Source organism: Gracilibacillus xinjiangensis (assembly GCF_042651765.1).
GTDB lineage: Bacteria > Bacillota > Bacilli > Bacillales > Amphibacillaceae > Gracilibacillus > Gracilibacillus xinjiangensis.
Window position 1 is genome coordinate 315,596 of the sequence record NZ_JBHSDT010000004.1, and the last position, 25,116, is coordinate 340,711.

27 protein-coding genes, 1 pseudogene and 1 riboswitch are annotated in these 25,116 nt (G+C 36.9%); of the genes and pseudogenes, 14 read left to right on the forward strand and 14 right to left on the reverse strand.

All coding sequences use genetic code 11. The features are described from left to right. The first annotated feature begins 38 nt into the window (after window positions 1-38). The 5 genes from ACFOY7_RS05790 (at window position 39) to uvsE (ending at window position 5,317) form a co-directional block, all read left to right on the forward strand. A complete protein-coding gene (locus ACFOY7_RS05790; RefSeq protein ID WP_390250305.1) occupies window positions 39-1,058 on the forward strand; it encodes an NADP-dependent oxidoreductase in 1,020 nt (339 codons plus the stop codon). 165 nt (window positions 1,059-1,223) lie between these two features. Continuing rightward, window positions 1,224-2,411 (forward strand): chromate transporter, encoded by a 1,188-nt coding sequence (locus ACFOY7_RS05795; protein ID WP_390250307.1) that lies wholly within the window; start codon window positions 1,224-1,226, stop codon window positions 2,409-2,411. A 235-nt stretch (window positions 2,412-2,646) separates the two neighbouring features. After that, window positions 2,647-3,369, forward strand: coding sequence for a YoaK family protein (locus ACFOY7_RS05800; protein ID WP_390250309.1), 723 nt, complete (start codon window positions 2,647-2,649; stop codon window positions 3,367-3,369). A 37-nt stretch (window positions 3,370-3,406) separates the two neighbouring features. After that, complete coding sequence (locus tag ACFOY7_RS05805) at window positions 3,407-4,138, forward strand: nucleotidyltransferase domain-containing protein (RefSeq protein ID WP_390250311.1); 732 nt, start codon at window positions 3,407-3,409, stop codon at window positions 4,136-4,138. A gap of 213 nt (window positions 4,139-4,351) precedes the next feature. After that, complete coding sequence (uvsE, locus tag ACFOY7_RS05810; protein ID WP_390250313.1) at window positions 4,352-5,317, forward strand: UV DNA damage repair endonuclease UvsE; 966 nt, start codon at window positions 4,352-4,354, stop codon at window positions 5,315-5,317. Here the strand turns inward: uvsE and ACFOY7_RS05815 are convergent. From ACFOY7_RS05815 to ACFOY7_RS05825, 3 genes and pseudogenes are all read right to left on the reverse strand, one after another. Then, window positions 5,309-5,701: a sigma-70 family RNA polymerase sigma factor family protein gene (locus ACFOY7_RS05815; protein ID WP_390250315.1), complete on the reverse strand. Its 393-nt coding sequence runs from the start codon at window positions 5,699-5,701 to the stop codon at window positions 5,309-5,311. The genes uvsE and ACFOY7_RS05815 overlap by 9 nt on opposite strands. Before the next feature lie 43 nt (window positions 5,702-5,744). Then, a pseudogene (locus ACFOY7_RS05820) lies at window positions 5,745-5,883 on the reverse strand (FAD-dependent oxidoreductase); the annotation flags it as partial. A gap of 75 nt (window positions 5,884-5,958) precedes the next feature. Next, entirely contained in the window at window positions 5,959-7,122 is a 1,164-nt protein-coding gene (locus ACFOY7_RS05825) for a DUF4317 domain-containing protein (protein ID WP_390250317.1), read from the reverse strand. 192 nt (window positions 7,123-7,314) lie between these two features. Here ACFOY7_RS05825 and ACFOY7_RS05830 point away from each other — a divergent pair, with 192 nt between their 5' ends. The 4 genes from ACFOY7_RS05830 (at window position 7,315) to ACFOY7_RS05845 (ending at window position 9,496) form a co-directional block, all read left to right on the forward strand. Beyond that, window positions 7,315-7,458 carry a hypothetical protein gene (locus tag ACFOY7_RS05830; protein WP_390250319.1) on the forward strand — a complete coding sequence of 48 codons (144 nt, stop codon included), beginning with the start codon at window positions 7,315-7,317 and terminating at the stop codon, window positions 7,456-7,458. Window positions 7,459-7,470: 12 nt separating this feature from the next. After that, window positions 7,471-7,638: a hypothetical protein gene (locus tag ACFOY7_RS05835; protein WP_390250321.1), complete on the forward strand. Its 168-nt coding sequence runs from the start codon at window positions 7,471-7,473 to the stop codon at window positions 7,636-7,638. An 86-nt stretch (window positions 7,639-7,724) separates the two neighbouring features. Continuing rightward, on the forward strand, window positions 7,725-8,822 hold the full coding sequence (locus ACFOY7_RS05840) for a hypothetical protein (protein ID WP_390250322.1): 1,098 nt from the start codon (window positions 7,725-7,727) through the stop codon (window positions 8,820-8,822). A gap of 110 nt (window positions 8,823-8,932) precedes the next feature. Next, complete coding sequence (locus ACFOY7_RS05845; RefSeq protein ID WP_390250323.1) at window positions 8,933-9,496, forward strand: 2-phosphoglycerate kinase; 564 nt, start codon at window positions 8,933-8,935, stop codon at window positions 9,494-9,496. Between the two features lie 80 nt (window positions 9,497-9,576). Here ACFOY7_RS05845 and ACFOY7_RS05850 read toward each other — a convergent pair whose 3' ends face one another. Genes ACFOY7_RS05850 through ACFOY7_RS05860 form a run of 3 tightly spaced genes read right to left on the reverse strand, consistent with a single transcriptional unit; the run spans window position 9,577 to window position 12,437 of the window. After that, complete coding sequence (locus ACFOY7_RS05850) at window positions 9,577-10,593, reverse strand: LTA glycolipid anchor biosynthesis glycosyltransferase, IagA/BgsA family (RefSeq protein WP_390250324.1); 1,017 nt, start codon at window positions 10,591-10,593, stop codon at window positions 9,577-9,579. Between the two features lie 36 nt (window positions 10,594-10,629). Beyond that, window positions 10,630-11,241, reverse strand: a complete 612-nt coding sequence (locus ACFOY7_RS05855; protein ID WP_390250325.1) for a TVP38/TMEM64 family protein — start codon at window positions 11,239-11,241, stop codon at window positions 10,630-10,632. After that, the gene (locus tag ACFOY7_RS05860) at window positions 11,238-12,437 is read right to left on the reverse strand and encodes a glycosyltransferase family 4 protein (RefSeq protein ID WP_390250326.1); all 1,200 of its coding nucleotides are present in this window, start codon (window positions 12,435-12,437) and stop codon (window positions 11,238-11,240) included. Before ACFOY7_RS05860 ends, ACFOY7_RS05855 begins: the two co-directional genes overlap by 4 nt. 325 nt (window positions 12,438-12,762) lie before the next feature. On the opposite strand from ACFOY7_RS05860, the gene ACFOY7_RS05865 reads away from it, so the two are divergent. Then, window positions 12,763-13,674, forward strand: coding sequence for a glycerophosphodiester phosphodiesterase (locus ACFOY7_RS05865; RefSeq protein ID WP_390250327.1), 912 nt, complete (start codon window positions 12,763-12,765; stop codon window positions 13,672-13,674). Window positions 13,675-13,730: 56 nt separating this feature from the next. Here ACFOY7_RS05865 and ACFOY7_RS05870 read toward each other — a convergent pair whose 3' ends face one another. Then, the gene (locus ACFOY7_RS05870; RefSeq protein WP_390250329.1) at window positions 13,731-14,168 is read right to left on the reverse strand and encodes a VOC family protein; all 438 of its coding nucleotides are present in this window, start codon (window positions 14,166-14,168) and stop codon (window positions 13,731-13,733) included. A 139-nt stretch (window positions 14,169-14,307) separates the two neighbouring features. Here ACFOY7_RS05870 and ACFOY7_RS05875 point away from each other — a divergent pair, with 139 nt between their 5' ends. The 3 genes from ACFOY7_RS05875 to ACFOY7_RS05885 all read left to right on the forward strand — a co-directional run bounded on the left by ACFOY7_RS05875 (window position 14,308) and on the right by ACFOY7_RS05885 (window position 18,541). Continuing rightward, complete coding sequence (locus ACFOY7_RS05875; RefSeq protein ID WP_390250331.1) at window positions 14,308-14,604, forward strand: phasin family protein; 297 nt, start codon at window positions 14,308-14,310, stop codon at window positions 14,602-14,604. 59 nt (window positions 14,605-14,663) lie between these two features. Next, window positions 14,664-16,319, forward strand: coding sequence for an ABC1 kinase family protein (locus ACFOY7_RS05880; RefSeq protein ID WP_390250333.1), 1,656 nt, complete (start codon window positions 14,664-14,666; stop codon window positions 16,317-16,319). Window positions 16,320-16,489: 170 nt separating this feature from the next. Further along, window positions 16,490-18,541 carry a catalase gene (locus tag ACFOY7_RS05885; protein ID WP_390250335.1) on the forward strand — a complete coding sequence of 684 codons (2,052 nt, stop codon included), beginning with the start codon at window positions 16,490-16,492 and terminating at the stop codon, window positions 18,539-18,541. Window positions 18,542-18,615: 74 nt separating this feature from the next. Here ACFOY7_RS05885 and ACFOY7_RS05890 read toward each other — a convergent pair whose 3' ends face one another. The 5 genes from ACFOY7_RS05890 to ACFOY7_RS05910 all read right to left on the reverse strand — a co-directional run bounded on the left by ACFOY7_RS05890 (window position 18,616) and on the right by ACFOY7_RS05910 (window position 21,702). Continuing rightward, window positions 18,616-18,795 carry a hypothetical protein gene (locus ACFOY7_RS05890; RefSeq protein WP_390250337.1) on the reverse strand — a complete coding sequence of 60 codons (180 nt, stop codon included), beginning with the start codon at window positions 18,793-18,795 and terminating at the stop codon, window positions 18,616-18,618. A gap of 167 nt (window positions 18,796-18,962) precedes the next feature. Beyond that, on the reverse strand, window positions 18,963-19,829 hold the full coding sequence (locus ACFOY7_RS05895) for an SDR family oxidoreductase (protein WP_390250339.1): 867 nt from the start codon (window positions 19,827-19,829) through the stop codon (window positions 18,963-18,965). Between the two features lie 22 nt (window positions 19,830-19,851). Further along, on the reverse strand, window positions 19,852-20,034 hold the full coding sequence (locus ACFOY7_RS05900; protein WP_390250341.1) for a small, acid-soluble spore protein, H family: 183 nt from the start codon (window positions 20,032-20,034) through the stop codon (window positions 19,852-19,854). 214 nt (window positions 20,035-20,248) lie between these two features. After that, window positions 20,249-20,866 (reverse strand): SIMPL domain-containing protein, encoded by a 618-nt coding sequence (locus ACFOY7_RS05905; RefSeq protein WP_390250343.1) that lies wholly within the window; start codon window positions 20,864-20,866, stop codon window positions 20,249-20,251. Window positions 20,867-20,988: 122 nt separating this feature from the next. Next, window positions 20,989-21,702: a DUF421 domain-containing protein gene (locus ACFOY7_RS05910; RefSeq protein ID WP_390250345.1), complete on the reverse strand. Its 714-nt coding sequence runs from the start codon at window positions 21,700-21,702 to the stop codon at window positions 20,989-20,991. 157 nt (window positions 21,703-21,859) lie between these two features. On the opposite strand from ACFOY7_RS05910, the gene ACFOY7_RS05915 reads away from it, so the two are divergent. Continuing rightward, window positions 21,860-22,579 (forward strand): EcsC family protein, encoded by a 720-nt coding sequence (locus ACFOY7_RS05915; protein WP_390250347.1) that lies wholly within the window; start codon window positions 21,860-21,862, stop codon window positions 22,577-22,579. Between the two features lie 143 nt (window positions 22,580-22,722). On the opposite strand, the gene ACFOY7_RS05920 is transcribed toward ACFOY7_RS05915, so the two are convergent. Then, window positions 22,723-23,883, reverse strand: coding sequence for an MFS transporter (locus tag ACFOY7_RS05920; protein ID WP_390250349.1), 1,161 nt, complete (start codon window positions 23,881-23,883; stop codon window positions 22,723-22,725). 251 nt (window positions 23,884-24,134) lie between these two features. Then, window positions 24,135-24,830, reverse strand: a complete 696-nt coding sequence (locus tag ACFOY7_RS05925) for an HAD family hydrolase (protein WP_390250351.1) — start codon at window positions 24,828-24,830, stop codon at window positions 24,135-24,137. A gap of 170 nt (window positions 24,831-25,000) precedes the next feature. Further along, window positions 25,001-25,079: riboswitch (ZMP/ZTP riboswitch) on the forward strand. Window positions 25,080-25,116 lie beyond the last annotated feature (37 nt).

Sequence of the window (25,116 nt, forward strand, 5' to 3'; positions counted from 1 at the left end):
TTATTTTTAGAGTAGGATTAATTGAAGGAGTGATAGGGATGGATAAAAATAAACAGATTCTTTTAGCGAAAAGACCAGAAGGAATGCCAGATCAAGCTACATTCCAAATGACAGAAAAAGAGATAACACAGCCAGAGAATGGGGAAATACTTATTCGCACATTATATGTTTCCGTTGATCCATATATGCGTGGGAGAATGATTGATGCACCATCATATGTAGCTCCATATAAATTGAATGAAGTGATTGGAGGTGGGGCAATCGGTGAGGTAATTACATCAGAATCTTCCAGCTTTAACGAAGGTGATATAGTAATTGGTGGATTTGGCTGGCAAACTTACTATACTGCTAAAGAAGATGAAGTAAGAAAGATTGATAAAGAGATTGCACCAATTTCCACACATTTAGGTATCCTTGGGATGACAGGGTTAACCGCATACTTTGGATTGCTTGAGATAGGGAAACCGAAAGAAGGAGAAACGGTTGTCATTTCAGGTGCTGCTGGTGCGGTAGGTTCTGTCGTCGGTCAAATTGCCAAAGTCAAAGGGGCAAAAGTAGTAGGAATTGCAGGTACAGATGAAAAAATTAAGTATTTAAAAGAAGAGCTCCATTTTGATGAAGCAATTAATTACAAAACAACAGAAAATATGGAAAAAGCTTTAGCAGAGGCATGTCCTAATGGTGTTGATGTATATTTTGATAATGTTGGCGGGGAAATATCTGATGCTGTATTTACATTGCTGAATAAATTTGCCCGAGTTTCTGTTTGTGGTGCCATATCCAGCTATAATTTGGAAACAAAAGATATCGGTCCAAGAGTGCAATCTCTATTAATTAAGAAGAGTGCCTTGATGCAAGGATTTACAGTCGGTGATTTTAAAGATCGTTTTAATGAAGGCACCGTCGCATTGGCGAAGTGGCTTCAAGAAGGCAAATTAACTTATGAGGAAACAATCAAAGAAGGGTTTGAAAACATTCCCGATGCTTTTCTTGATTTATTTAAAGGGAATAATATTGGAAAATTGTTAGTGAAAGTTGCGGAACCCTCAAAAGAATAAATCTTAACTTGCAGTAATTTTTAACAGCCCTCAACATATTGAGGGCTGTTATTTTTGATAGTAGTGAATTTTATTAAGTTTTTGTAAATTGTTATGTTGAACAATGCTGGATATGATAATATCCGTTTAGAGCAATGGAATTTTAGTTTGAAAGGAGATGAGTAAATGAAAAAGGAGCAAGGCTTATTAAAAACATTAATAGAAATTTTACTGATATCAACAAGATTAGGTTTTACATCATTTGGAGGTCCTGTCGCACACTTAGGATATTTCCATGAAGAGTACATACGCAGAAGAAGATGGATGGATGAAAAAAGCTATGCAGACCTTGTTGCATTATGCCAGTTTTTGCCTGGTCCGGCCAGCAGTCAGGTAGGGATCGGGATAGGTACAATGCGAGCAGGCGTCTTAGGGGGATTTGTTTCATTTCTTGGCTTCACACTGCCTTCGGTTTTTGCATTAATTATTTTTGCGCTCATATTGGAAGGGTTGGATGTTGGGGAGATAGGCTGGATCCATGGACTTAAAATCGTAGCAGTTGCTGTTGTAGCACATGCTATTATGGGAATGGCCCAAAAGTTAACACCCGATTTAAAAAGAAAAGCAATCGCATTATTAGCATTGGTCGGAACACTTTTATGGCAGGCAACTTATACGCAAGTAGCAGTGATCCTTTTAGCCGCACTTATTGGTTTTATTATTTATCGTAATCAAAAGGATGAAACTGCTACCAATTTTAAGCTCCCGATATCAAGAGGTTTTGCAATCGTATGTCTAGTATTATTCTTTGCTTTACTGGTTTTACTGCCGATATTAAGAGAGGTAACTACAAGTCAATGGATCGCAATGTTTGATAGTTTTTACCGCTCTGGCTCTTTAGTGTTCGGCGGCGGACATGTTGTTTTACCATTGCTTGAACAAGAGTTTGTGCCAACTGGCTGGTTAAGTGAAGAAGCCTTTCTTGCAGGGTATGGTGCTGCTCAAGCAGTCCCGGGCCCGTTGTTTACATTTGCTGCCTATTTAGGTGCCTTGATGAATGGTTGGACTGGCGGTTTGTTAGCGACAATAGCAATCTTTTTACCCGCATTTTTACTTATTTTCGGTACATTGCCATTTTGGGATAGTCTGAGACACAATCCAAAAGTGAAAGGTGCATTAATGGGAGTAAATGCGGCAGTTGTCGGGATATTAATCTCTGCTTTTTATCAGCCGATTTGGACAAGTACCATTTTGTCACCAATTGATTTCGCTTTTGCTGCTATCTTATTTAGTATGTTAGTTTTCTGGAAATTGCCACCATGGGTGGTTGTGCTGACAGGTGCAATTGGCGGTGCGTTAATGTCATATATTTAATAAAAATAAGTCCAGGTTGAAACGAACTTGGACTTATTTTTTTTGTAACGCAAAAGAGTGCCCATAAACCCCTCCCGTTCTTGCTCCATTACTATATCAAAAAGTATTCCTCTCATGCTGATAAGACTTAGTGTAATTCTTACGGTACCTCAAAGATTTCAAGCAATAAGTTGATTTAAAATTGGCTAAACCGGGGATTATGAGAGGTAGAAGTGCATGAAAAGGAGTAAAGGTTATGACAAAGAAGTATAAAATAATTCCATCATTATCGTCCCATTCCGTTTATTTGGCTTTTTTGTTAACATTAGTCGGCGGTTTTTTGGATGCATATACCTTTATTAGCAGGGATGGTGTGTTTGCTAATGCACAAACCGCAAATATCGTCATGCTGTCAGTTCATATCGGAAGTGGGGAGTGGAGAAATTCGCTTATTTACATTCCGCCTATTATTGCCTTTTTCCTCGGTGTAGTGGTCGCCGAACTTTTTAAACGTTCTCAATTAAGAGAATGGCTGTACAGTTATAGAAGAACAATACTGCTATTAGAATGTGTTGTATTAATCATTGTCGGCCTGTTGCCCACAAGTATTCCTAACATCATTGTTACTGTATGTATTTCTTTCGTATCATCTGTACAGATCTCAACTTTCACCTATTTAGATAGGTGGAAATATAATTCGACAATGACTACAGGTAATCTCCGTACAGCCTTTCAAGCTGCCTATTCGGCAGTTACCGAACACGATCAGGAAGCAAAAGAAAGGTCTATGAAGTTTCTGTCCATTATTCTCGCATTTTTATTAGGCGCCCTTATTGGAACGATCTCAACAACCTATATTGGGAATAGATCGGTATGGATAGCGGTAGGAATTTTATTTGTTGCACTAATTTTGTACCATAAAGATAAGGGATATTTTAAAAAACCTGTTAAGGAAAGATGGAGAAGGATTGTTAGATAGTATGAAACCAAATTCGAGCAGGAAGGAGTTGAGTTAGGTGAAAGTGGCAGAAAAGTCAAATATTAATTGGCTGGAGGATAGGACAATCCTGTTAGCGCCAACAGGCAGTTATGCATATGGAACAAATATTGATACATCTGATAGAGATTATAAAGGTGTTTGCATCCCGCCCGTGGATTACTATCTGGGATTGCAGTCCTTTAATGAATATAATACAACAGGTGGGAAGAATTTTAAAAATACGAAAGATGATATAGACATGATTATTATGCATATCAATAAATTTGTGAAAGATGCGAGGCAAGGTGTTCCCAACAATATTGAACTATTGTTTGTCCGTCCCCAAGATTATCTTAAAGTGACAGAGCTAGGACAAGTATTAATTGACCATCGGCATCTTTTTTTATCCAAACATATTCAGAAGAAATTTAGCGGGTATGCCAATTCACAGATACAAAAATTAAAAAAGAGTGCAGACAATAGTAGCAATGACTATGACACAAAACTTTTTATGCATAGCATTCGGCTGCTAACAAGTGCGATTGAGATATTGGAAACGGGAGATTTCAGTACATTTAGGCCGAATCGGAAATTACTGCTTGATTGCCGAAATGGGAAGTACACGTTAGCGGAAGCGATGGAGATGGTGGAATGGTATAATGATCAATTAAAGAAAGCTGGGGAAACATCCTCTTTACCTCCAACTTCCGATTATGAAAAAGTTAATCAGTTATTAATTTCTATTAATAAAGAAGGATTGTTATTGTAAAAGACCGCTAATGCATTCTTAGAGGCCGGATTAGTCATTTTATTCAGTTTCTGAATATCTTTTGACTTTCTGTGTTAGTTAGCTTTTTGGGATAGGTATACCTAATTACCATTTATTTCTTATGTGAGAAAAATAACCTGTAAGCACGAATATACATAAATAAAAGATTTTAAGGAAAACTATTATCAAATTTCTTAAAATCTGGAGGTAAAAATGACCATTGTCCGACTCGGTTATGTTGCAATGAGCAAATATATAAAGAATGCCTCTCCATCCCAAACGATGACATTTAAGCAATTTGAGAAAATCCATGACAGAGAGGCAGCTATTCGTAAATTAGAAAGAATTGCGTTAAGTAATTTACATAATACATCCAGAATATTAAAGCATAATGCAGCTTCAGATATCTACTTTTACCGTCTTACATCAAAGCTTATTCCATTGGCTAATCACGAAGAACTTTCTGGTTGGAATTATATGAAGCCACTTAACGAGAAATTAAAAGAAATTGGGGACTTTGTTAAGAAACATGACATGCGAATAGATTTCCATCCTGATCATTTTGTTTTACTAAACTCTCTTAAAAAAGAAATACTGAAAAATTCAGTGATGACATTGAAATTGCACTACTTATTATTAAAGGGAATGGGAATAGATCCTGAGCACAGGTGCGTGATGCATGTGGGTGGAAACTATAAAGAAACAGAGAAATCATTAGAGCGGTTCGTAGATAATTGGATGGTTGTACCTAGAGCGATACAAAAAATGATTATGCTGGAAAATGATGATACTTCTTTTACATTGGAGGACACACTGTTTTTATGTGAAAAATTAGGAATCCCGCTTGTATTTGATTATCATCACCACCTTGTTCATCATCAGAACAGGGAATGGACGGAGAACTGGGAGCGTATCCTGCTGACATGGAAGCATTCTCCACTCCCTGTTAAAATGCATATTTCCAGTCCGAAAAGTAATGAGAAGAAACGGCACCATGCTGACTATATTGATATCGATATGTTCTTCGATTTTTTAAAGGAAATAAATGGAACTGTACCGCAAATCGATTGTATGATTGAAGCGAAACAAAAAGATGCGGCACTCATTAAACTGATGAAACAAGTGCAATTACGGGACGATATAAAGATGATCAATGGATCGACGTTTGAATTAATATAGCGATCCTGTTAAGGTTTTAGGCAATTTTTCAGGGTTTATTGTAAGATAAATTTCATGAATCATGTCGTCAAAAATATAAAAGCTAATCGTGCTGCGAAGGGTATTGCCTGCATTGTTGACTATGCATGGCTGACCATTTGCTGATTCGAGTAAGGACCGGAAATCTGACGGCATTTTACTATTTATACCATACAAGAAAGCGAGAACCTTAGCTGAAGAGATAATTGGGCGTGTTGCGGCTTTTACTTTTCCGCCGCCGTCCGAATACAGAGTTACCTGGTCTGACACCAGTTTTAATAAATCTTCTGTACTTTCTTTTTCAAATGCGTGGATAAACCGTTGGATCAGTGATATATTTTTTTCATAGTGGAGGCTTTCATTCAATTCTCAACTTCTGATAACTTACGTTTGGAGCGGCTTAGCAGTCTGTTTTTCCTCTCCCGTCAACTTGCGCCCCTTTTTCTAAAAATAGTTACTGTTAAACCCGCTTTTGCTAAAAAGTTTGCTGCAATATATCCTGCCAGGCCGCCGCCAACAATCGCAACATCCCATATTTTTTCACACATAAAAAAACCTCCCTGTCTCATTTACAATTAAGACGAGACAGGGAAGTTTTTTGTGACAATATATAGATAATTTTTTTAAAATACTTCTGGAATCATTGTAAAACCATCAACGATCGTTTCTTCATCGACTTCAATCATTAAATAACGTTTTCCATCAAATTGAATTTGCTTCACAAATTTTAAATCTTGCGGACTGACAGCAATGTTTGCTACCTTTGTATTAATTTTTATCGACTTAGAGGTGAACTTAGGAACAATATTTCGTGCCTTTAACTCATATTTCTCATCATCAATAACGTTTTTAAAAGCTGATTCTACTTTTTCCGCAGTCACATCCTCTATCCCGCTCGTTCTTAAGACTTGCTCAACATCCTTGTAATCAAGCTTTGGTGTATCTTCCTCTTCATTGTCTTCAATCACACGGTTGATTTCTTCATAAACACTTGCAAGCTTTGAGGTACTAATTTGATGCCCAACAGCATCTCTAACCACTTCTTCAAAAACGATTTTGTCATCTTTTGCTGTTAAGGTTTCCTCTGCATTTAGGACATTTTCAATAAATTCAGGATCAGGCTCGTTCGCCTTTCCTGTTGCATAGAGGACATGATTTACATCAGCTGCATTATCTGTAAAGCATGGGAACAGAAACCCACCGACTGGTGCATTTAAATTAATCACAGGATCCACGACAACATGGTATTTGAATTCCTTTTCGACATAATCAAAATGGAGCTCTTTTTTGGGATCTTGCGTTTTGTTAATGCTGGAAAGGATAAAAGGGTGCGAGTAGACAGCATCTCTATCACTTTCTTCTGTTTCCTCATTGCTACGTTTCATAGGTTTCATGTATTCTGCCCGAATAAAAGTAACAACAATATCCATTTCATATTGTTTGTCATGAAGCATTTTTTCCACTATTTCAAGCATTTGTGTCTGCCATTCGGTTACTTCACTGCTTAGCAGCCCTTTATGTAAAATCAGCTGACTTGAGTTTTCTATATTTGACTGGAATTTTAGTTCAAAAAGCTTTTCATCCAAATTACCTGTCAGGACTTTTTTAAAGTTTGTCATAAACAGCTCTTGCTGATCTTGTTCAAGCATGGAAAAAGGCTGGAATTCCTGATGATATATATCACTCGATTCCTTCATAATATAGACATTATAAATATCGTGTATTTTTAATAAATCATTTTCTACTTTAAATTGTCTGCGAATTGCAGCAATATCTTTTTTATTCATATCCATCCACTCCTAGCCTTTATTATAACTTACAAATCTATGAAATTTCCAACATGATTGAGAAATATTCTAATTTTAAAAGGGAAAAATAGCATGCGAGAAAAGAATTGGACAAGCTAAGAAAAGAATTAGCTCGGTTAAATGCCAAAAGAGGAGGAAAAAGCAGTGAAAAGGCATTAAGAGGCTGTCTCAATGCCAAAAGAGGAGGGAAGAGCAAGAGAGAAGGCATTAAGAGACTGTCTCAATGCTAAAAGAGGAGGGAAGAGCAAGAGAGAAGGCATTAAGAGGCAGTCTCAATGCCAAAAGAGGAGGAAAAAGCAAGAGAGAAGGCAATAAGAGGCTGTTTCAATGCCAAAAGAGGAGGAAAAAGCAAGAGAAAAGGCAATAAGAGGCTGTTTCAATGCCAAAAGAGGAGGGAAGAGCAAGAGAGAAGGCATTGAGAGGCTGTCTCAATGCCAAAAAGAAGGGAGTAAAGTACTCACACAGGATTTAAAAATTATCAGGATCATTTTGTGAAAATTTTCGAACAATCAATTCATAAACAAGTAAATTCCCCTATACTCGCTTATAATAAATATAACCAAAAAGAAAAGAGGGATAAGATGGTTGGTTCTTTTGCAATAACTAATATTAATTGGAAGCGCATTATTATATTTTTACTGCTTGCTCTTATTCCGAATTATCTCATCATGCAAGTACAATTGGTTGGTCCGGTTGATGATTTAGTTGGCATCGGGACAGCAATTGACCTTGTAATCATTCTGCCATTAGCTATTTATTTTCTTGGATTTAAGAAGAGAGTTCCCTTGTTAGTATTGTTTGCATTTATATTCTGGGGAATGCTTCTTGCTAATTGGATTATTCCTCGTGAAGCGGATGGATATCTTACATACTTTAATTATTCGGTGATCATTTTAGAGGCAGGAATAATTTGCTTGGAGTTATTTTTATTTCTGGCAATTTTGAAAAGACTGCCACTACTTTTGGAAAATTATAAAAAAGAAAAGAATCACCATTATCATTTTTTAATCAGCTTATCCGCAGCTGCCGAAAGGGCATTCTCTTTTAAAAATGAAAAATTGAACAAATTCCGGCTAGTGATAAGGTTCCTTGTAACGGATATTGCTGCAATCTATTACAGTTTATTCAGCTGGCGCCAGAAAGCCCCGGTTTTAGCTAATGGTCACACATTTACTTTCCATAAAGACGGCGGTTATCAAGGTATCATTTTTATGCTGGTACATGCAATGATTTTGGAAGTGGTGGCTGTTCATATTTTAGTTGCTCAATTTAGCCATGTAGCGGCATGGATTCTAACGATATTTGATGTTTATGCCTTGTTGTTTATTATTGCAGATTACCAGGCGATTCGTCTCTCTTCTATTGTACTGGATGAAAAAGGGATCCATTTTCAAAAAGGTGTTAGACAGTATGGTTTTATCAAATGGGGTCAAATTAGCGAAATAAGAAAAAATGACAAATCGCCAAAAGAAGCAGCGAAAGACCGTGAGAGTATTTCCCTTGCCCTCCATGGTATCGAGCAAGAACCGATTCCATATGTGCTTCAATTAAATGAACCGGTTGAGATTCATCAACTATTCGGTTTCAAGAAAAGCATAAAATCAATCTATGTTAAATTGGATCAACCACATTTATTTAATGAGAGAATCAATGATTATTTAGAAAAAAGGGATTATTAACTGATTTTAGCATCGCGAGCTTGCTTGGTATTTGGCGCAACCAGCCAAAAAAAAGATAAGATCGGTTAAACGGCAAAGGGCAGAATACTAATTTCTGAGGGGATGGAACAATGATTATATTGATTGGCGGTCCGAGTTGTACAGGGAAAACAAACATGGCTCAAAAATTATTAGAAAAATATCAAATCCCTTATTTCTCGATTGACCATTTGAAGATGGGAATTTATCGAAGTGATCAGAATTGCGGATTTACTCCACTGGATAGTGAGGAGAAGATTGCAGGGAAGTTATGGCCAGTCATTCGAGAAATGATCAAAACAATGATGGAAAACAAACAGAATGCCATTATGGAAGGCTGCTATTTGTTACCAGAACAGATAGAGGCATTGCGAAAACAATATTCTAATGAAATCATCTCACTATATCTTACCTTTTCAGCTAATTATATACAAAATCACTTTGATTCCCATATTATTCCTTACCGAAATGTTATCGAAGAAAGAGGAGGAGAAGAAGAGCGCCCCATTGCCCAGTTTATTCATGAACATAAAAAATGGAGGGGGAAGTGTTTGTCGCATAATGCTTGTTTCTTTGAAATTCAGGAAGATTATGCGCAAGAAATAGAGCGAGTGTATGCTTATCTAGAGGAGAAAATAAATGAAGGCACATATTAACATCCAATCAGTCAATAATTAGTTGACTATTGGATGCCTTTAATTTGAAATCAAAGAAGCACGAAACCGAAAAGGCGGTATTAGTTCACTTCTTCGAATGTCTCTTCACCAACATAATATAATTCCACTAATTTTTTACTAATATTACGAATATCCTTTTCCAAGGCAAGCTTGTACCCATTTTCTGTTAAGTCAGGTGCTTCTTTTTCAACTATCTTTACTATTTTCTCCTTGAATGAAAGAAATTGCTTTGCTTTGTAAACATGGACATTCTCCGTCAACCATTGTTCATATATAGGGATATCGCGCACTAATACTGGTATCTTTGCCGCTAATGCTTCGAGTAATACGATTCCTTCTGTCTCTTCATGTGTTAAAAAAAGGAATAAGTCACTGCCGCAATAAGCATCCCGCAGTTCTTCACGGTTAATGAAACCCGGAAAATGCAAATTAGGTATTTCCTGCTTCATTGCTTTTTTAATTTTTGCTGGAACAAGGTTCATGCTTGTATGTCCAAACCAATAAAACTCATATTCCGGCAACTGTTTCGCTAATTCAATAAAATCATCAATGCCTTTTCGTTCCATAAAATGACCAACAGAAATGATCACTTTCTGATTATCGTCCATTTGGTATTTTTTGCGGAACCTGTTTCTTGCCTCCGTATTTTTATGGAAAAAGTGTGTATCGATACCATTCGAAAGGCTGAAAACAGGCCGTTGTAAACCATAAGTGTCTAAGATGGACTTCGAATATTCTGTTGGTGTAATAATAATATCCCCATTGTTGTAGCAGTAAGAAATCCACTTTTTGAATAATGGTGCAAGGATATTCGAACCAATAAAAGAATTGCGGAAATCCTCCATTGTTGAATGTGCGTAGTAGACAACCTTCTTGCCTTTTCGTTTTGCCCACCAGCTCATCAAAAGGGAATTTGGGAAAATCGTATTTAAATGTACGATGTCAAAATCCTCTTTGCTATCGGTTGTGTGGTCAATATTTAAGTGTTCCAATGCCTTTTTTTGATGTCGTATCGCTTGCCCGATCCCGCTTTTATTCACAAGATTCAGCGATCCTGCGTACAATAATACTTTCACTTTCCATTCCCCCTATTGGATTAAGTCTGATTGCAGCTAAGCAAAAAACGATAATATATAACGGAAGATTAGCTCTAACCCAAAACTGTAAATAATAATTGGAAGTGGTTTTCCTATTAAAATGATGGTTGTTAACTTTGTTAGCGACATTTTTGTTGTTCCTGCTAAATAACACAAAAAATCATCTGGGGCGATCGGTGAAAAAATCATCAAGGTAAAAAAGAGACCGAATCTCCGGTCATCAACCCAGCGGCGGTATTTCTTCCATAACTTCGGCTTGAACAAATAATACAATACGGTGTCGCCATACTTTTTTGCGATAAGAAAAGCGGCGATGGAACCTAAGCAAATACCAATATAATTATAGATCAAACCCATAACAGGACCGAAAATTAAAATACCGCCAAGACAGCCAATCCCTCCAGGTACAATGGGGATAATCACTTGAATAAATTGAAATCCTACAAAATAAACAGGTGCCCATACACCAAATTGACTGAGAAATTCCTCCAATGCCTCTTCCGAGTAGAAAAGCTTACTTTGAATCCCGTAAATGAAAAAGAGAATACAACCTATTAAGCTAATGGTTGTAATGGTATTCGTTATTATTTTTACTAATCTTTGTTTTTCTGTTGCTGTTCTAGTCATTGATTTATTCCACTTTGATTTATATAAACAATATCCTTTGATTGATGGTATAAAGATATTGCATCATAATAAACATCCTCTATATTTTTCGCAAAAGACACAGAAGAGTAGTCTTCATAGGCTTTTTTTGTAGCATTTGCTGATAAATTGATATATCTATTTTGGTCCAAAAGTATTCTTTCTATGTAACGTTCAAATTCACGAAAGTTCTCAAATAACCAGCCATTTACCCCATCTTCCACAACACTTTCTAAACACGGATCTTTTCTGCATAAAGCAGGCAAACCACTTGCCAGTGCTTCGATATAGGTTAATCCCTGTGTTTCACTATTTGAAGCACTCACAAAGATATCTGCTGATTGATAATAGGACGGGATTTCTTCTGGCGAAACCATCCCAGTAAAGATAACTTTATCTTCTATATTTAGTTTTCTTGCATACCTTTCGAGATATTGTCTTTGGGGTCCGTCTCCAACAATTAGTAAAGACATATGTTTATGATTAATTTTAGAGAAATAGGTTAAGATTTCCTCCAAGTTCTTTTCCTTCGCTAAACGGCCAACAAATATTAGTAAATAATCGTCCATTGGAATACTTAATCGTTCACGGATATCGGTTTTTGCCTGTTTCGAATTGCTTTGCTGAAAGCAGGATAAGTCGATTCCAGTTGGTATGACTTTAATCGGTTGTTTCACCCCGTAGCTCTGTAATAATTTGCTGACTTTTTCGGTTGGTGCGATAACGTAGGTAGCATTTTTAAGTACTTTCCTGGAAAAGACAGCCACCATCGCTTTCCCCCACTTTTGATTTGGTGAAAAGTAGTGCGTATAATCTTCGTATACGGTATGGTATGTGTGAATAATTGGGATACGAAGACATTTTGCTAAGTGTTTTGCTAAACGAAAGGTGCTGAACTCACATTGCGAGTGAATTATATCTGGACGCCATTCCATTAGTTGTTGAAGGTATTTGTAATTTTTAAATAAAGTAACACGTGCACCAGGATAAATCTTTCCAACACCTAATGAACTGATATATGTTATGTCATTCTCTATGTAAGATTTTGTTTCGTTTGATAATGTGAGAATACGTACTTCATGGCCCAATTTTTGTAATTCTTTCTTCAGGTTAACAATAGAAGTCACGACTCCATTAATTACAGGAGAATACCATTCCGTCGTAATTAAAATTTTCATATGTAATCCCCCAGTTTTTTACTCATGAAAACAATATGCATAATGGTTCCTAAATAGTATAATTGAATAATTTTAACATTATATTAATTGATTATAAAAAGTTTATAAAGATTGACTGAGCGTTTTGTCATATACTGATAATAGAATGTCATAACCTAGAAGGTATGATAGGATATATTCAATTCTACTAAAATTTGATATTATTTTCATTATATTTACAAAAATAACAAAAATTAATGTCCCCTTTATTAAGTATATGTCCTAAATTTAAAGACGAAATTTAATTCAAAAAAGTTTCATAATTTTTTCTTTGTAGGTGATAAAAATGAAAATAAAACTGATTTTTGCTGCTGTTTTTCTTATTTTTGCAAGTTATATGGTCATTTGGACTGCATCACAAATGAATAGGATAGAGGAAGTTTCAATTTTACCTAATTCATCAGCATCACTCTTATCTCCTGATCGAATTGTTAACATTGCCCATAGAGGCGCCTCTGGTCACGCCCCTGAACATACGATAGAGGCATATGAAATGGGGGAAAGAATGGGAGCAGATTACATAGAGATTGATTTGCAAATGACAAAAGATGGGCAGTTAGTGGCGATGCATGACCCGGAAGTGAATCGTACAACAAATGAAATTGGCCTGGTGAGTGAATATACACTAAATGATATGAAAGAATTAGATGCTGGATCATGGTTTAACCAAGCTTATCCAGATAAAGCGCAAGAGAGCTTCGAGAGACTCACCATACCCACCCTTCATGAAGTGTTTGAACGATTTGGAGCAGATGCCAATTACTATATTGAAATAAAGCAATCTAATGAATCTCCGGGTATGACAGATTCATTGATCCACACTTTAAAAGAGTATGAGCTAATACCAACTGAGCGGGAGGGTGCAGTTATTATTCAATCGTTTAGTAAAGAGAGTTTACAAGAAATTCATGAGATAGAACCCGATTTACCAATAATACAATTAATCAGCTTTAATCAGCCTGCGGAAATATCCAGTCAGGAATTAACGGAGATAAAGAAATATGCTGTAGGATTAGGTGTTAATTACCGGTATATTAATGAGTCATTTGTTAAAGATGTCCGAGAAGCCGGCTTGTTACTCCACACTTATACGGTAAATGAACAAAAAGATATGCGGCAATTATTGGGGTGGGGAGTGACAGGGATATTTACTAATTATCCTGATAGATTAAGTGAAGTTTTGGGAACAGCTTTATAGAAATATATATAAAAATCCATGGTTTTATTACAATCATGGATTTTTCCTTTATCTAACTATAGTTCGCGCATTGCACCAAATACGATGGTATAACGGTCCGGGTCTTGAACATATGCATTCTTAAATTCCCACTTGCCATGAACGTCAGTAATTGGCTCCAATCTAATAAATCCTCCTTTTACTCGAATATCTTCAATCAAAGGTTCCAGATCATCCCATTCCACATGTACAAAAGTATCCCAGCCATGATCAGGTCCTTGCCATTCAGTGGGGTAATCGAGTCTTTTCTTTGATGCTGGATTTGGTCTAACGTCGTCTCCTGTCTTTGCCTGTTGTAGAATGACTATCATTTCATCACGCTGGGCATGCCCCCAATCATCCACAGTACAACCTAAAATGTCCCGATAATAAGCAATGGATTTTTGCAAGTTAGATACTAACCTCACTTGAATACTTAATCCCAGCTTTATATCGGCCGTTTGGCTATTTTTCATTCCATCAATCCTCCTTTTCATCAATGTATTCGCGATTACGCTCGTGAATTCCTTTATTATTGTTTTCGAACAGGCAATTTTGGGTAAAGATTACTACAATAAATAAATTTGAACGGTTAATAAACAAGGAGGGTGACCAATGAAAGACACATTCAAAAAGGGTGTATCATTAGGATTAGGGTTAGCGGCAGCTAGTAAGGAACAAGCAGAGAAGGTAATGGATGAATTAATTAAAAAAGGCGAATTATCAAAAGAAGATTCAGACGATATCTTTACCCAACTAAGACAAAAAGGTGAAGACAGCCAGCAAAAAATGGACGCCAAATTAAAACAAAAACTTGAAAACATGCTGGATGAGTTCGAGGTAGTGAGAAAAGAAGATTTACGAGCAATAGAACAACGATTAACGGCATTAGAGCAAAAAACCAATCAATGAGAATAGGTAAATAACTAAAAAAGGGGGTGGACAGTATTTTTAAAGGCAGAATCAGGCATATGGATCGTTACAGAGAAATTGCAGTGGCGTTCTCAAGGAATGGATTCGGTTATTTTGTAAAAGAGTTAGGGCTCGACCAGGTTTTTTCATTGCCACGCAGAATATTCGTACAAAGGTATCAACAAAAAGACCAAAAAACTCCTGGTGAACGAATTCGATACTTTTTAGAAGAGCTTGGTCCAACTTTTATCAAATTAGGCCAAATGGCTAGTGCGCGGCCTGATTTAATTCCAAAGGATATCATAAAGGAACTCGAAAAGCTTCAAGATGGTCTCACCCCAATGAGTATGGAGGATGTTAACCAAATAATTGAACAGGAATTAGGAGCCCATCCAGATCAAGTATTCCAGAAATTTGACCATGATCCTGTCGGGGTTGCTTCTATTGGCCAAGTTCATGAAGCAGAATTAAAGTCCGGAAAACGTGTGGCAGTTAAACTGCAACGCCCCAACATAAAAAAGTCGATACATACGGATATAGAGATTCTAAAAGAGTTATCAGCAAGGGCAGAAAAACGAACTCACTGGGCCAGGAAATATCAATTGAGCGAATTAGTCGAGGAATTTTCTAATGCAATTATTAGGGAGTTAGATTTTATTAGAGAAGGTCGGAATGCTGATATTATGGCAAAACAGTTCGAATCCGATGATCATATCGTCGTTCCGGAGATTTACTGGGATTATACGACGAAAAGAGTTCTAACAATGGAGTTTATAGAAGGAATCAAACTAAATGCCAAATCAGATTTAAAGGAAAAGGGTTATGATATCGGCATATTAGCAGATAGAGTCATGCAGGTTGTTTTTCAGCAGATATTCCAGGAAGGGTTCTTCCATGGTGATCCGCATACAGGAAACTTGTTAGCATTACCTGGTGAGAAAATTGCGATAATGGATTTTGGGATGGTAGGCAGGTTATCTCATGACATGAAGACACATTTAGCCCATTTAATGATTGCATTGGTACGACAAAAATCAGATGGAATGATAAAAGCAATTCAGAAAATGGGTGTTGTCCCGGATGATGTTAATTTGCATGTGCTTTATGGTGATATTGATCAATTTTTAATAAAATATGACAACATACCTAGAAATGAACTGAGATTAGGAGAGTCTATGACAGATTTGTTTGCTATTGCTCATAAACATGATATTACTATACCGACAGATTTAACATTAGTGGGCAAGGCAGTTCTAACAATGGAAGGCGTAGTCGAACAATTAGACCCGAATATTAATATCGCTGAAGCAGCAGAACCTTATGCAATCGATTTAATCAAACAACAGTATCATCCTAAACAGTTGGCGGAAGATTTTTGGGATCAGTTCCAGGAATATGGGGATGTATTGAAAGACTTACCAGTAGCTGTACAAGAAATTACAACATTGGTGAAGAAAAGAAAGCTTCCCATTCAAGTATCTGTTCCGGAAGCTGATTCATTTTTTAAGAAGCTTGATAGAGTTAGTAACCGGCTGTCCTTTAGTATTGTTTTGTTAGCATTCAGTTTAATTATGGTCGGATTAATAATTGGTTCCGCTTTAGGCAGACAAACATCTTTATTATGGGACATTCCCGCAATTGAAATTGGCTTTGTTATCGCGATGTTAATGTTCGCATGGATGATTTATTCTATTTTTCGATCAGGACGGTTTTAGAGTCTTTGTTATTAGTTAGAGAATCCAGAACTATCATAGTTCTGGATTCTCTTTTACATGGCGATGATAAGCGGTACTAGGCAGATGAAAATTAGAGAAAATGGTGTTTAAGTTAATCGCAGGAAGGGAAGGAGAATTGGGGAAATATTCCTAAAGGGAGGAAGGGCATTATGAGTAATGAAAGAAACGTAAATGGCAGCAATAGCAAAAAGGAACAATTAGAACAGTTTACAACAGATGATCGAAATCAGAAATTGACGACAAATCAAGGTGTAAAAGTATCTGAAGATGAATTTTCGCTAAAAGCTGGGGAACGTGGGCCTACATTAATGGAAGATTTCCATTTCCGTGAAAAAATGACCCATTTTGATCATGAAAGAATACCAGAACGGATCGTACATGCTCGTGGTTTCGCTGCCCATGGAGAGTTTCAAGTATATGAATCGATGAAAGAATTTACAAAGGCGGCCTTTCTGCAAGATCCAGAGAAAAAAACGCCAGTATTTGTCCGATTTTCAACGGTTGTTGGTAACAGAGGATCAGGAGAACTTGCAAGAGATGCGCGAGGATTTGCCACTAAATTTTATACCGATGAAGGTAATTATGACTTAGTAGGGAACAATATTCCGGTATTTTTCATTCAGGATGCGATGAAATTCCCTGATTTAGTCCATGCATTAAAACCTGAACCACATAATGAAATGCCCCAAGCAGCATCTGCGCATGATACATTTTGGGATTTTGTTGCAAATAATCAAGAGTCCGCACATATGGTCATGTGGACGATGTCAGACCGGGCGATACCAAGAAGTTACAGGATGATGGAAGGGTTCGGTGTACACACTTTCCGTTTTATAAATGAAGAAGGGAAATCCCATTTTGTGAAATTTCATTGGAAGCCAGTTTTAGGCACCCATTCCGTTGTTTGGGATGAAGCACAAAAAATTAATGGCAAGGACCCTGATTTCCATCGTCGTGACCTTTGGGAAGCGATCGAAGATGGGGACTATCCTGAGTATGAGTTAGGGGTTCAGATAATACCGGAAGAAGAAGAGTTCCGTTTTGATTTTGATATATTAGATCCGACTAAAATATGGCCAGAAGAAGATGTACCTGTCAAAATTATTGGAAAAATGACATTGAACCGTAACGTAGATAACGTGTTTGCAGAAACAGAGCAAGTTGCTTTTCACCCGGGACATGTCGTACCCGGAATTGATTTTACTAATGATCCATTATTGCAAGGACGTTTATTTTCCTATACGGATACCCAGTTAATTCGTTTAGGCGGTCCGAATTTTCATGAATTGCCGATTAACCGGCCCGTATGCCCATTCCATAACAACCAACGTGACGGATATGGCAGACAGACGATTAATCGCGGCCAAGTAAGTTACCATAACAACTCACTAGCACAAAATACTCCTGCAACTTCTACGGAAGAAGAGGGAGGTTATAAGCATTATGAAGAAAAAATAGATGGGCGTAAAATTCGCGCCCGTAGTGAAAGTTTTAAAGATCATTTCAGTCAGGCCACCCTATTTTGGAACAGTATGTCAAAGCCGGAGAAGGAACATATAATTGAAGCATTTAGTTTTGAATTGGGTAAAGTAGAAAGTAAATCTGTCCAGCAGCAAGTTGTTGATATGTTTGCAAATGTGAGTACAGATTTAGCCAGAGGATTCGCTAAAGCAATTGGGGCGAAATTACCTCCAGAAAAACCGAATCAAGTTACAAAAAAATCTCCTGCACTTAGCCAAGAGAATACAATAAAATTGCCGGAAACAAGAAAAGTTGCGGTAATTGTAGGAGATGGTTTTAAAGATTTGCAAGTGAATGAAATTCTAGATGAATTAAATAGAAAAGGAATTCAAACAGAGATCGTCAGTGATCAATTGGGCACAGTAACGGGAAGAGACAAAGCTGAATTAGAAGTTAAACATACATTTTTAACAGCAGACTCTGTTTTATTTGATGCAGTGTACGTGATCGGAGGAAAAGAAGAAGATAAGAATTTCTATAAAAAAGCAACGCACTTTATTTATGAAGCATTCACTCACTATAAGCCTATTGGAGCAACAGGAGCAGGCAGGAAGCTTCTTGATGCAGCAGAAATGGACAAAAGCCCTGGTGTGGTGATTGGGGAAGATGTACAATCATTTGTTCCCAAGTTTATCGATGCTATTACCGCACACAGGCATTGGGAACGTGAAGTTATCTGACTTGGATGAAACGAGATTTAAGCAAGCAGAGAAAAAGCCAAAGACCTTACCCAGGTCTTTGGCTTTTTCACATTTTACAGCCTTGATTTTACTTTTTCGATTAATCCTACTTTACCAGTGCCATCACATGTGTGACAAGCAAATTCTCCTTCGCCTGCACATTCTTCACATTTGTGGATCCCATAATCAATACCTTCCCCTGAACATTCTGGACAACGCACTAATCCTGCCCCATCACACTCTGTACACCTCATCATAAATCCTCCTTTGAAATTTTTTAAAAAGTTGTACGAAACGATGGCGAGAACGACTTTGATAATCCTTACTCCATTACAGGGATTGTAAACGGTTATTAATTAATACCCCATGTATCCTCTATCAATCCTAAACTAATCAAATGTAATGTTGTTGTAACATTACATTAGGAAGAGGTCCATGAACCGCCATTAATATGAATCGTCTGACCTGTCATATAGGAAGATTCATCAGAGGCTAACATTACGTATGGCCATGCATGCTCAGATGGTTGTCCAGGTCTTTCCATTAAACTGTCTTGTCCAAATTTCTCCACACCATCTTCATCAAATGTTGCTGGGATTAATGGTGTCCACACTGGGCCTGGTGCAACAGAATTTGCGCGAATCCCTTTTTTGGCAAGATTCTGTGCAATACTTCGAATAAATGAAGTAATAGCACCTTTTGTGGCAGAATAGTCAATTAATACTGCATTCCCTTTATAAGAATTGATGGAAGATGTACTGATGATGGTATCACCAGCATTCATGTGTGGTACTGCCGCTTTTGTTAAATAGAACTGTGAGAAGAAGTTGGTGCGAAATACTTCTTCTAATTGTTCATTAGAAATATCCTGTAAATCTTCTTTCACATATTGAATTGCCGCATTATTAACAAGGATATTCAGCTTTCCAAATTGCTCAACGGTTTGCTGGACTAATTCTTCACAATGATTCGGGTCTTTAATATCGCCTGGCAGCAAAATACACTGGGCGCCCTCTTGTTCCACTAACTTCTTAGTTTGTTCTGCATCATCATGTTCATCAAGATAAGAGATAGCAACATTTGCACCCTCTTTTGCATATAGAATCGCTACAGCTTTGCCTATTCCACTATCCCCGCCAGTGATTAAAGCAACTTTCCCTTTTAACTTATCAGAGCCCTTATATTCCGTTGGCTGATGGGGTGTTGGATTCATTTCTGATTCAATACCTGGCTGACGGCTTTGTGTTTGTTTAGGTGTTGATCCATTTTGCATATCTTGTGGTTTCATTCATATCCTCCTTAAGTTGTTTTTATTCTTTTTCTTTAAGTTCTGTTACATCAACTTCAAACGTATCATCTGATTCTTTTTTATACTTTACCAATGCTTTTTGTGTTTCATCATTAACATCAACAATGTAGACATATTTTCCATTATGAACAACCTCTTTCATAACAGGATCGTCTTTAATGTCTTTTGCTCTCATTACATTCATTTAGATACCTCCATTTGAATTTTATATTTGCTTATGTAGATTCCATAACCGTATTTCACGGCAAATAAACATTTGTAAATAAAATGAAAAATTGGTGAAATGGGCATTCGGATGAAATGTGATGTGGATGGGGAGGGTTGAATCAAAGAGAAAAGAGGGGGATAACGGATTATTTTATGAAGGAAACATCTGTTATGAGTGTTTATCCATCTGCTTAAGAGATGCAGTAAATCATTTCTACTTTTGCTTCTATCTCTATTTTGCCAGGAGAAATGGGAACCGGTGAACTAGTGGAATATTCCATGTGAGAAGCTTTATATAGTGTGGAGTTTGCTGCTGTTAATTCTTTTATACTAACAGGTGTAAGAGAGCGATTGGCAATAGTTAATGCTTTCTGGTATCCATTATGTAAAGCTGACTGCAGTGCGTGTTGATAGTAATAATCTTCATTAAGTACGCGAAAGGTAATATTTGAGATCCGGTTTGCTCCATTTCTAACCGCTATATCCAATAAATCCCCAATATTAGAAAGGTCAGTTGTTTGGAGGGATATCATATTTGCTGCAATAAATCCTTTTAACAATTGGCTACCATCCATATAATCATATTGTGGATATATGGAGATCTCTATTGTTTGAATACTATCCTTGTGAACATTTTGAGTGAATAATGCTTTATATACTTGTGCCATTATTGTATTAGTCTCTTGTTGAACGGCTTGAGCGCTTTTCCCTTCTTTTACAACTCCTAATTCTATTGTGACCAGATCTGGTGATAATGCAATAACACTAGTGCCATAAACAACAATTTCAGGTGGATGAAATGGATCCATTATTCCTCTCTCCATTCTTATTAGGCTATATTGTTATTTATGTATCGTTTATTATTTTATGTTAAAAAAATTGCTTGAACATATATTTCTTCCCTATTGCTTAAAATTGAGCTTTAGCTAAATTAATGGTAGATTGGCGGTAACTTTTCTGGAATATCATCATAAGAACAAATATGTAATTCATGGAGAGAATTAATGCTTGCGAAGAAGATATCAGATAATGTTAGATTTTCAAGTTGTATTTGTTCTTCTAACCATATATTGTCAAGTTGCAGTGCTTCTAGCACATTGCTGTAGATTTCTCCCTCCACAACAACTGGGTATGATAGGAGTGAACTATCACCCGAAAGCTGGAGATCTCCTAATGTGACAGCTCTTTTAGGTTGTTTTTTCAGTACACTCAGGGATCCATTAGCTTCTATAATTGCTGTTTCCACTTCACTTATATCGAAAATGCTCTTCTCACGCAGCATTTGTAATATATTGTCAATGGAAAATCCGATTTTCTTTAAATTGGTTTTGATTAACATACCTTCATGGATAACAACAGTTGGCTCAAGTGTTATCTTATGACCAAACTTATGGTTTGCTAACTTCAAGTGCGAAACAATTTTCTGGATAAGACCAATAGCAATAATAGCAATAACCGTAGGAAAGTGATGAATACTAGGGTCGGCAATATCCGCACCAACAACAGAAGCTAGTGTGATAATAACAAGAAAATCAAAGACAGGTAACTCACCAATTGCACGCCGACCCATGAATAGTGTGATAATTAACATGAGTGGTAATATGGTTATAACTCTCCATATAACTAACAGTAGTTCTTCTATCATACCGCATACCTCCATTAACCATAGATAATAATTAATGTGTGCAGATAATGATTGATCATACATATTGATGAGTTTTTTGAAATGCTTGCCTATTTAGAAACTTTTCTCATCCTTGTTCGTATAAGTAATGAAATGATTAAAAATGGGAGATGTGTCGATGAATAGATATGAACAAACAGCATATCAAGAGATGCTGGATTGGGAATTGAAAATTTTAAAAAATAAAAGTCTTGTCCAGTCGTTATCGAAAAAGGCACAAAATAAAATAAATAGTTATATACCAGAAAAAGCACATCAAGTGGTAACAGAAGCGATCAAACAAATGGTCAAAGCAACGCTGGCGGGTTCTAATATCACAACATCCAAAGGGAAAACGAATGGATTAAGTTTAGAAGAAAAGGAGAATCTGGTTCAGACGAAATTAGCCTCTTATCGCAAAACAGCTGCAGTGGAAGGGGCAGGTACAGGGGCAGGAGGTATCCTATTAGGTTTGGCTGACTTTCCCTTACTGTTATCAATTAAAATGAAATTCTTATTTGATGTTGCTGCAACCTATGGGTATGATACCCAAAAATATGAAGAACGTTTATTCATACTTCATGTATTCCAGCTCGCTTTTTCAAATGATGATAAGCGGCGTGAAACCTATCATCTAGTACGAAATTGGGAAGAGGAAAAGGATAAGTTAATCGATATGGATTGGCGCAGTTTTCAACAGGAGTATCGGGATTATATCGATTTGGTCAAACTGTTTCAGATGATACCAGGGCTTGGTGCGGTAGTAGGTGCATATGCAAATTATAATTTATTAGATCAGCTTGGCGTAACAGCGAAAAACTGTTATCGTCTTAGAATTCTAACCAAAGATGTGAATTAGTTTTTAAGAAGGTTGATAAAGGAGTGACTGATGGCTTACCCGCCCTTTTAAAAAACAAGCATGGAATAAAACCATGCTTGTTTTTTGGAATAAATGGTTCGGTATTTTAAAATCTTTCAGTTATTCTTGTCTCAGCTGAATGATTAAGTTAATGTTTCCCTCGTTTTCTTTACATAGATATAATAAATTCCTAATGCTATTACAGACAATATAATCCCGGAAACATAAGGCAAGTGTACGGCAAATCCATACAATAACCCGCCAAGTGGCGGCCCGATTATTCTGCCAAGTGAATCAAAGGAAGACAGCAGACCTGTTACTTGGCCATAACCCGACTTGGCTTGTTTTGTTAATAATGAGGAGACACTAGGTCTGATCAAGCCGTTTCCAATCCCAAAGATAGATAAGAAAACGGCAGCGGTAAGAAAATTGTTGACGAAAAGTATTAAGGTAAAGCCAATAATCGAGGTAATGATCCCAATCTGAATGACATTACCTTCACCAAACTTCTTCGTCATCTTACCAACAAGTCCACCTTGAACCAGTGCGCCGGCAAAGCCCATAATCATAAAAATATAGCCGAGTTGAACTGTGCCTAACCCAGCTTTATCATAAGCGAAATAGGCGAAAGTTGCTTCCAAACCAGCTAGTGAAATGGAAACAAACCATTGCAAAAGAAATAAAGGAGAGGCAGGCTCCTTTAATGCTTGTACTAATGACGGACGCTTCTTTTGGGCGGTTTCACTATCAGAAGATAATGACTCTTTCAGTACAATCATTACTAATAGGAAAGTTAAAATAGAAGAACAGCCCGCTAATATAAACGGTGTGGAAAGGTTTCCCTCTGAAAAAACCCCGCCAATTGCCGGACCAAATATAAAACCAAGTCCAACAGATGCACCGATGATCCCCATTCCTTTACTGCGGTTTTCTTCACTCGTAATATCCGCTACATATGCCATAACTGTAGGCATATTAGCAGCAGACAGGAAACCTCCAATGATCCGGGCGGCAAATAGCATCCATAATTGGCTGGCAAATGCCATTAAGAAAAAGCTTAAAGAAAGACCCGCAATCCCAATCAGTAAGACAGGTTTGCGGCCAATGCGGTCTGAAATCCGGCCCCACATTGGTGAAAAAATAAATTGCATCAGTGAATAAACTGCCATTAATAAACCAAGCTGTGTGGGAGAAGCGCCAAGCTCCTCAGCATAAAATGGCAGGACGGGTATAATGATCCCAAACCCAACCATTACCAGAAACATGACAGCAAATAGCACTGCTAATACTTTTTTTGAATTCAAAATGAAGTCACTCCAACTAAAATATGTAATAATTATGATTGATTGTTCTTTCTTAAATAAATCTTTTTAAACTGCCATACAGTGTCAAATAAACAATATTCTTGCCATTGGGTACAAATTAATTCCATTGAAAAACGTTTCATTGTTTTGAACTAAGTCTATGGAGATATGGAATAGCTATTTACCTGTTTACAGGTTGACTGAATGGCTAACGGAATGTTTCTTTCGACTGTATTTCAAGTATGATTTCTTTACTGAAAAATTGCTAGCAAGTCTTTCGGGTTATTCACAACATGATCCGCTTGCCATTTTGTGTGATTAACGGTCCTTCTCCTATGGTTAAACCAGATAGCTTGCCAACCAGCTGTTTTTGCCCCGACAACGTCATTTTCAAATGAATCGCCAATATATATGATGTTTTCTTTACTCAGTTCAAGCTTATTTTCTATATGTCGGAATACATTTAGATCTGGCTTAGAGTACCCTATTGAACCAGATACAAAAATACGATCAATAGGTACCCATTTTTCTATACCTAACTGTTTGACCTTCATCATCTGATGACCATGCTCTCCATTTGTTAAGACAGCTAATTGCTTACCGCTATCGTGCAGTTTATTGAATAGAGTTTCTATTTCATTAATTAAGGATATCTGCTTTTGTTCGGAAAGATATGCTTCCTGAAAGGCTAAAGCCTCATTTTCTGACAACTCAATCCCAAAATCCCTGCATGCCATGATAATACGATATGTCTGCAATTGTGATGCAGTAATCTCCCCAGACATATGTTTTTCAAAGACCTCATCACTGTATTTCCGACATTTCAGATAGAGTAAGGTGATTTCTTCATTGGAGAAAGAATCATCGATTTTATCTTTTACCGCATTTTTAAAAGGTAATAATTGGTCATAAAGTGTGTCATCTACATCAAATATGATTGTTTCCATGTTTCTAATCAGCTCCAACCCAGTAATGTTTCTATTCTATCATACCACTATACAATGTAGGAATGTATAATCATTAAAATGGATGTTGAAATTATTTGAATGTTTACAAAAGTTTTATTATTTTATGATTGAAAATCGAAGGAAATATTGTTAAAATTATCACAAATAAAAAGGCTGTGTGTAACTGGCGAGGTACGGATAACCGTAAGGGAGCACATGGTAGCGAAGCCGCTCGCCTGGGCAAAGGTAAGGATTATTCCTTACCTCTTTCTGTTTAATATAATTG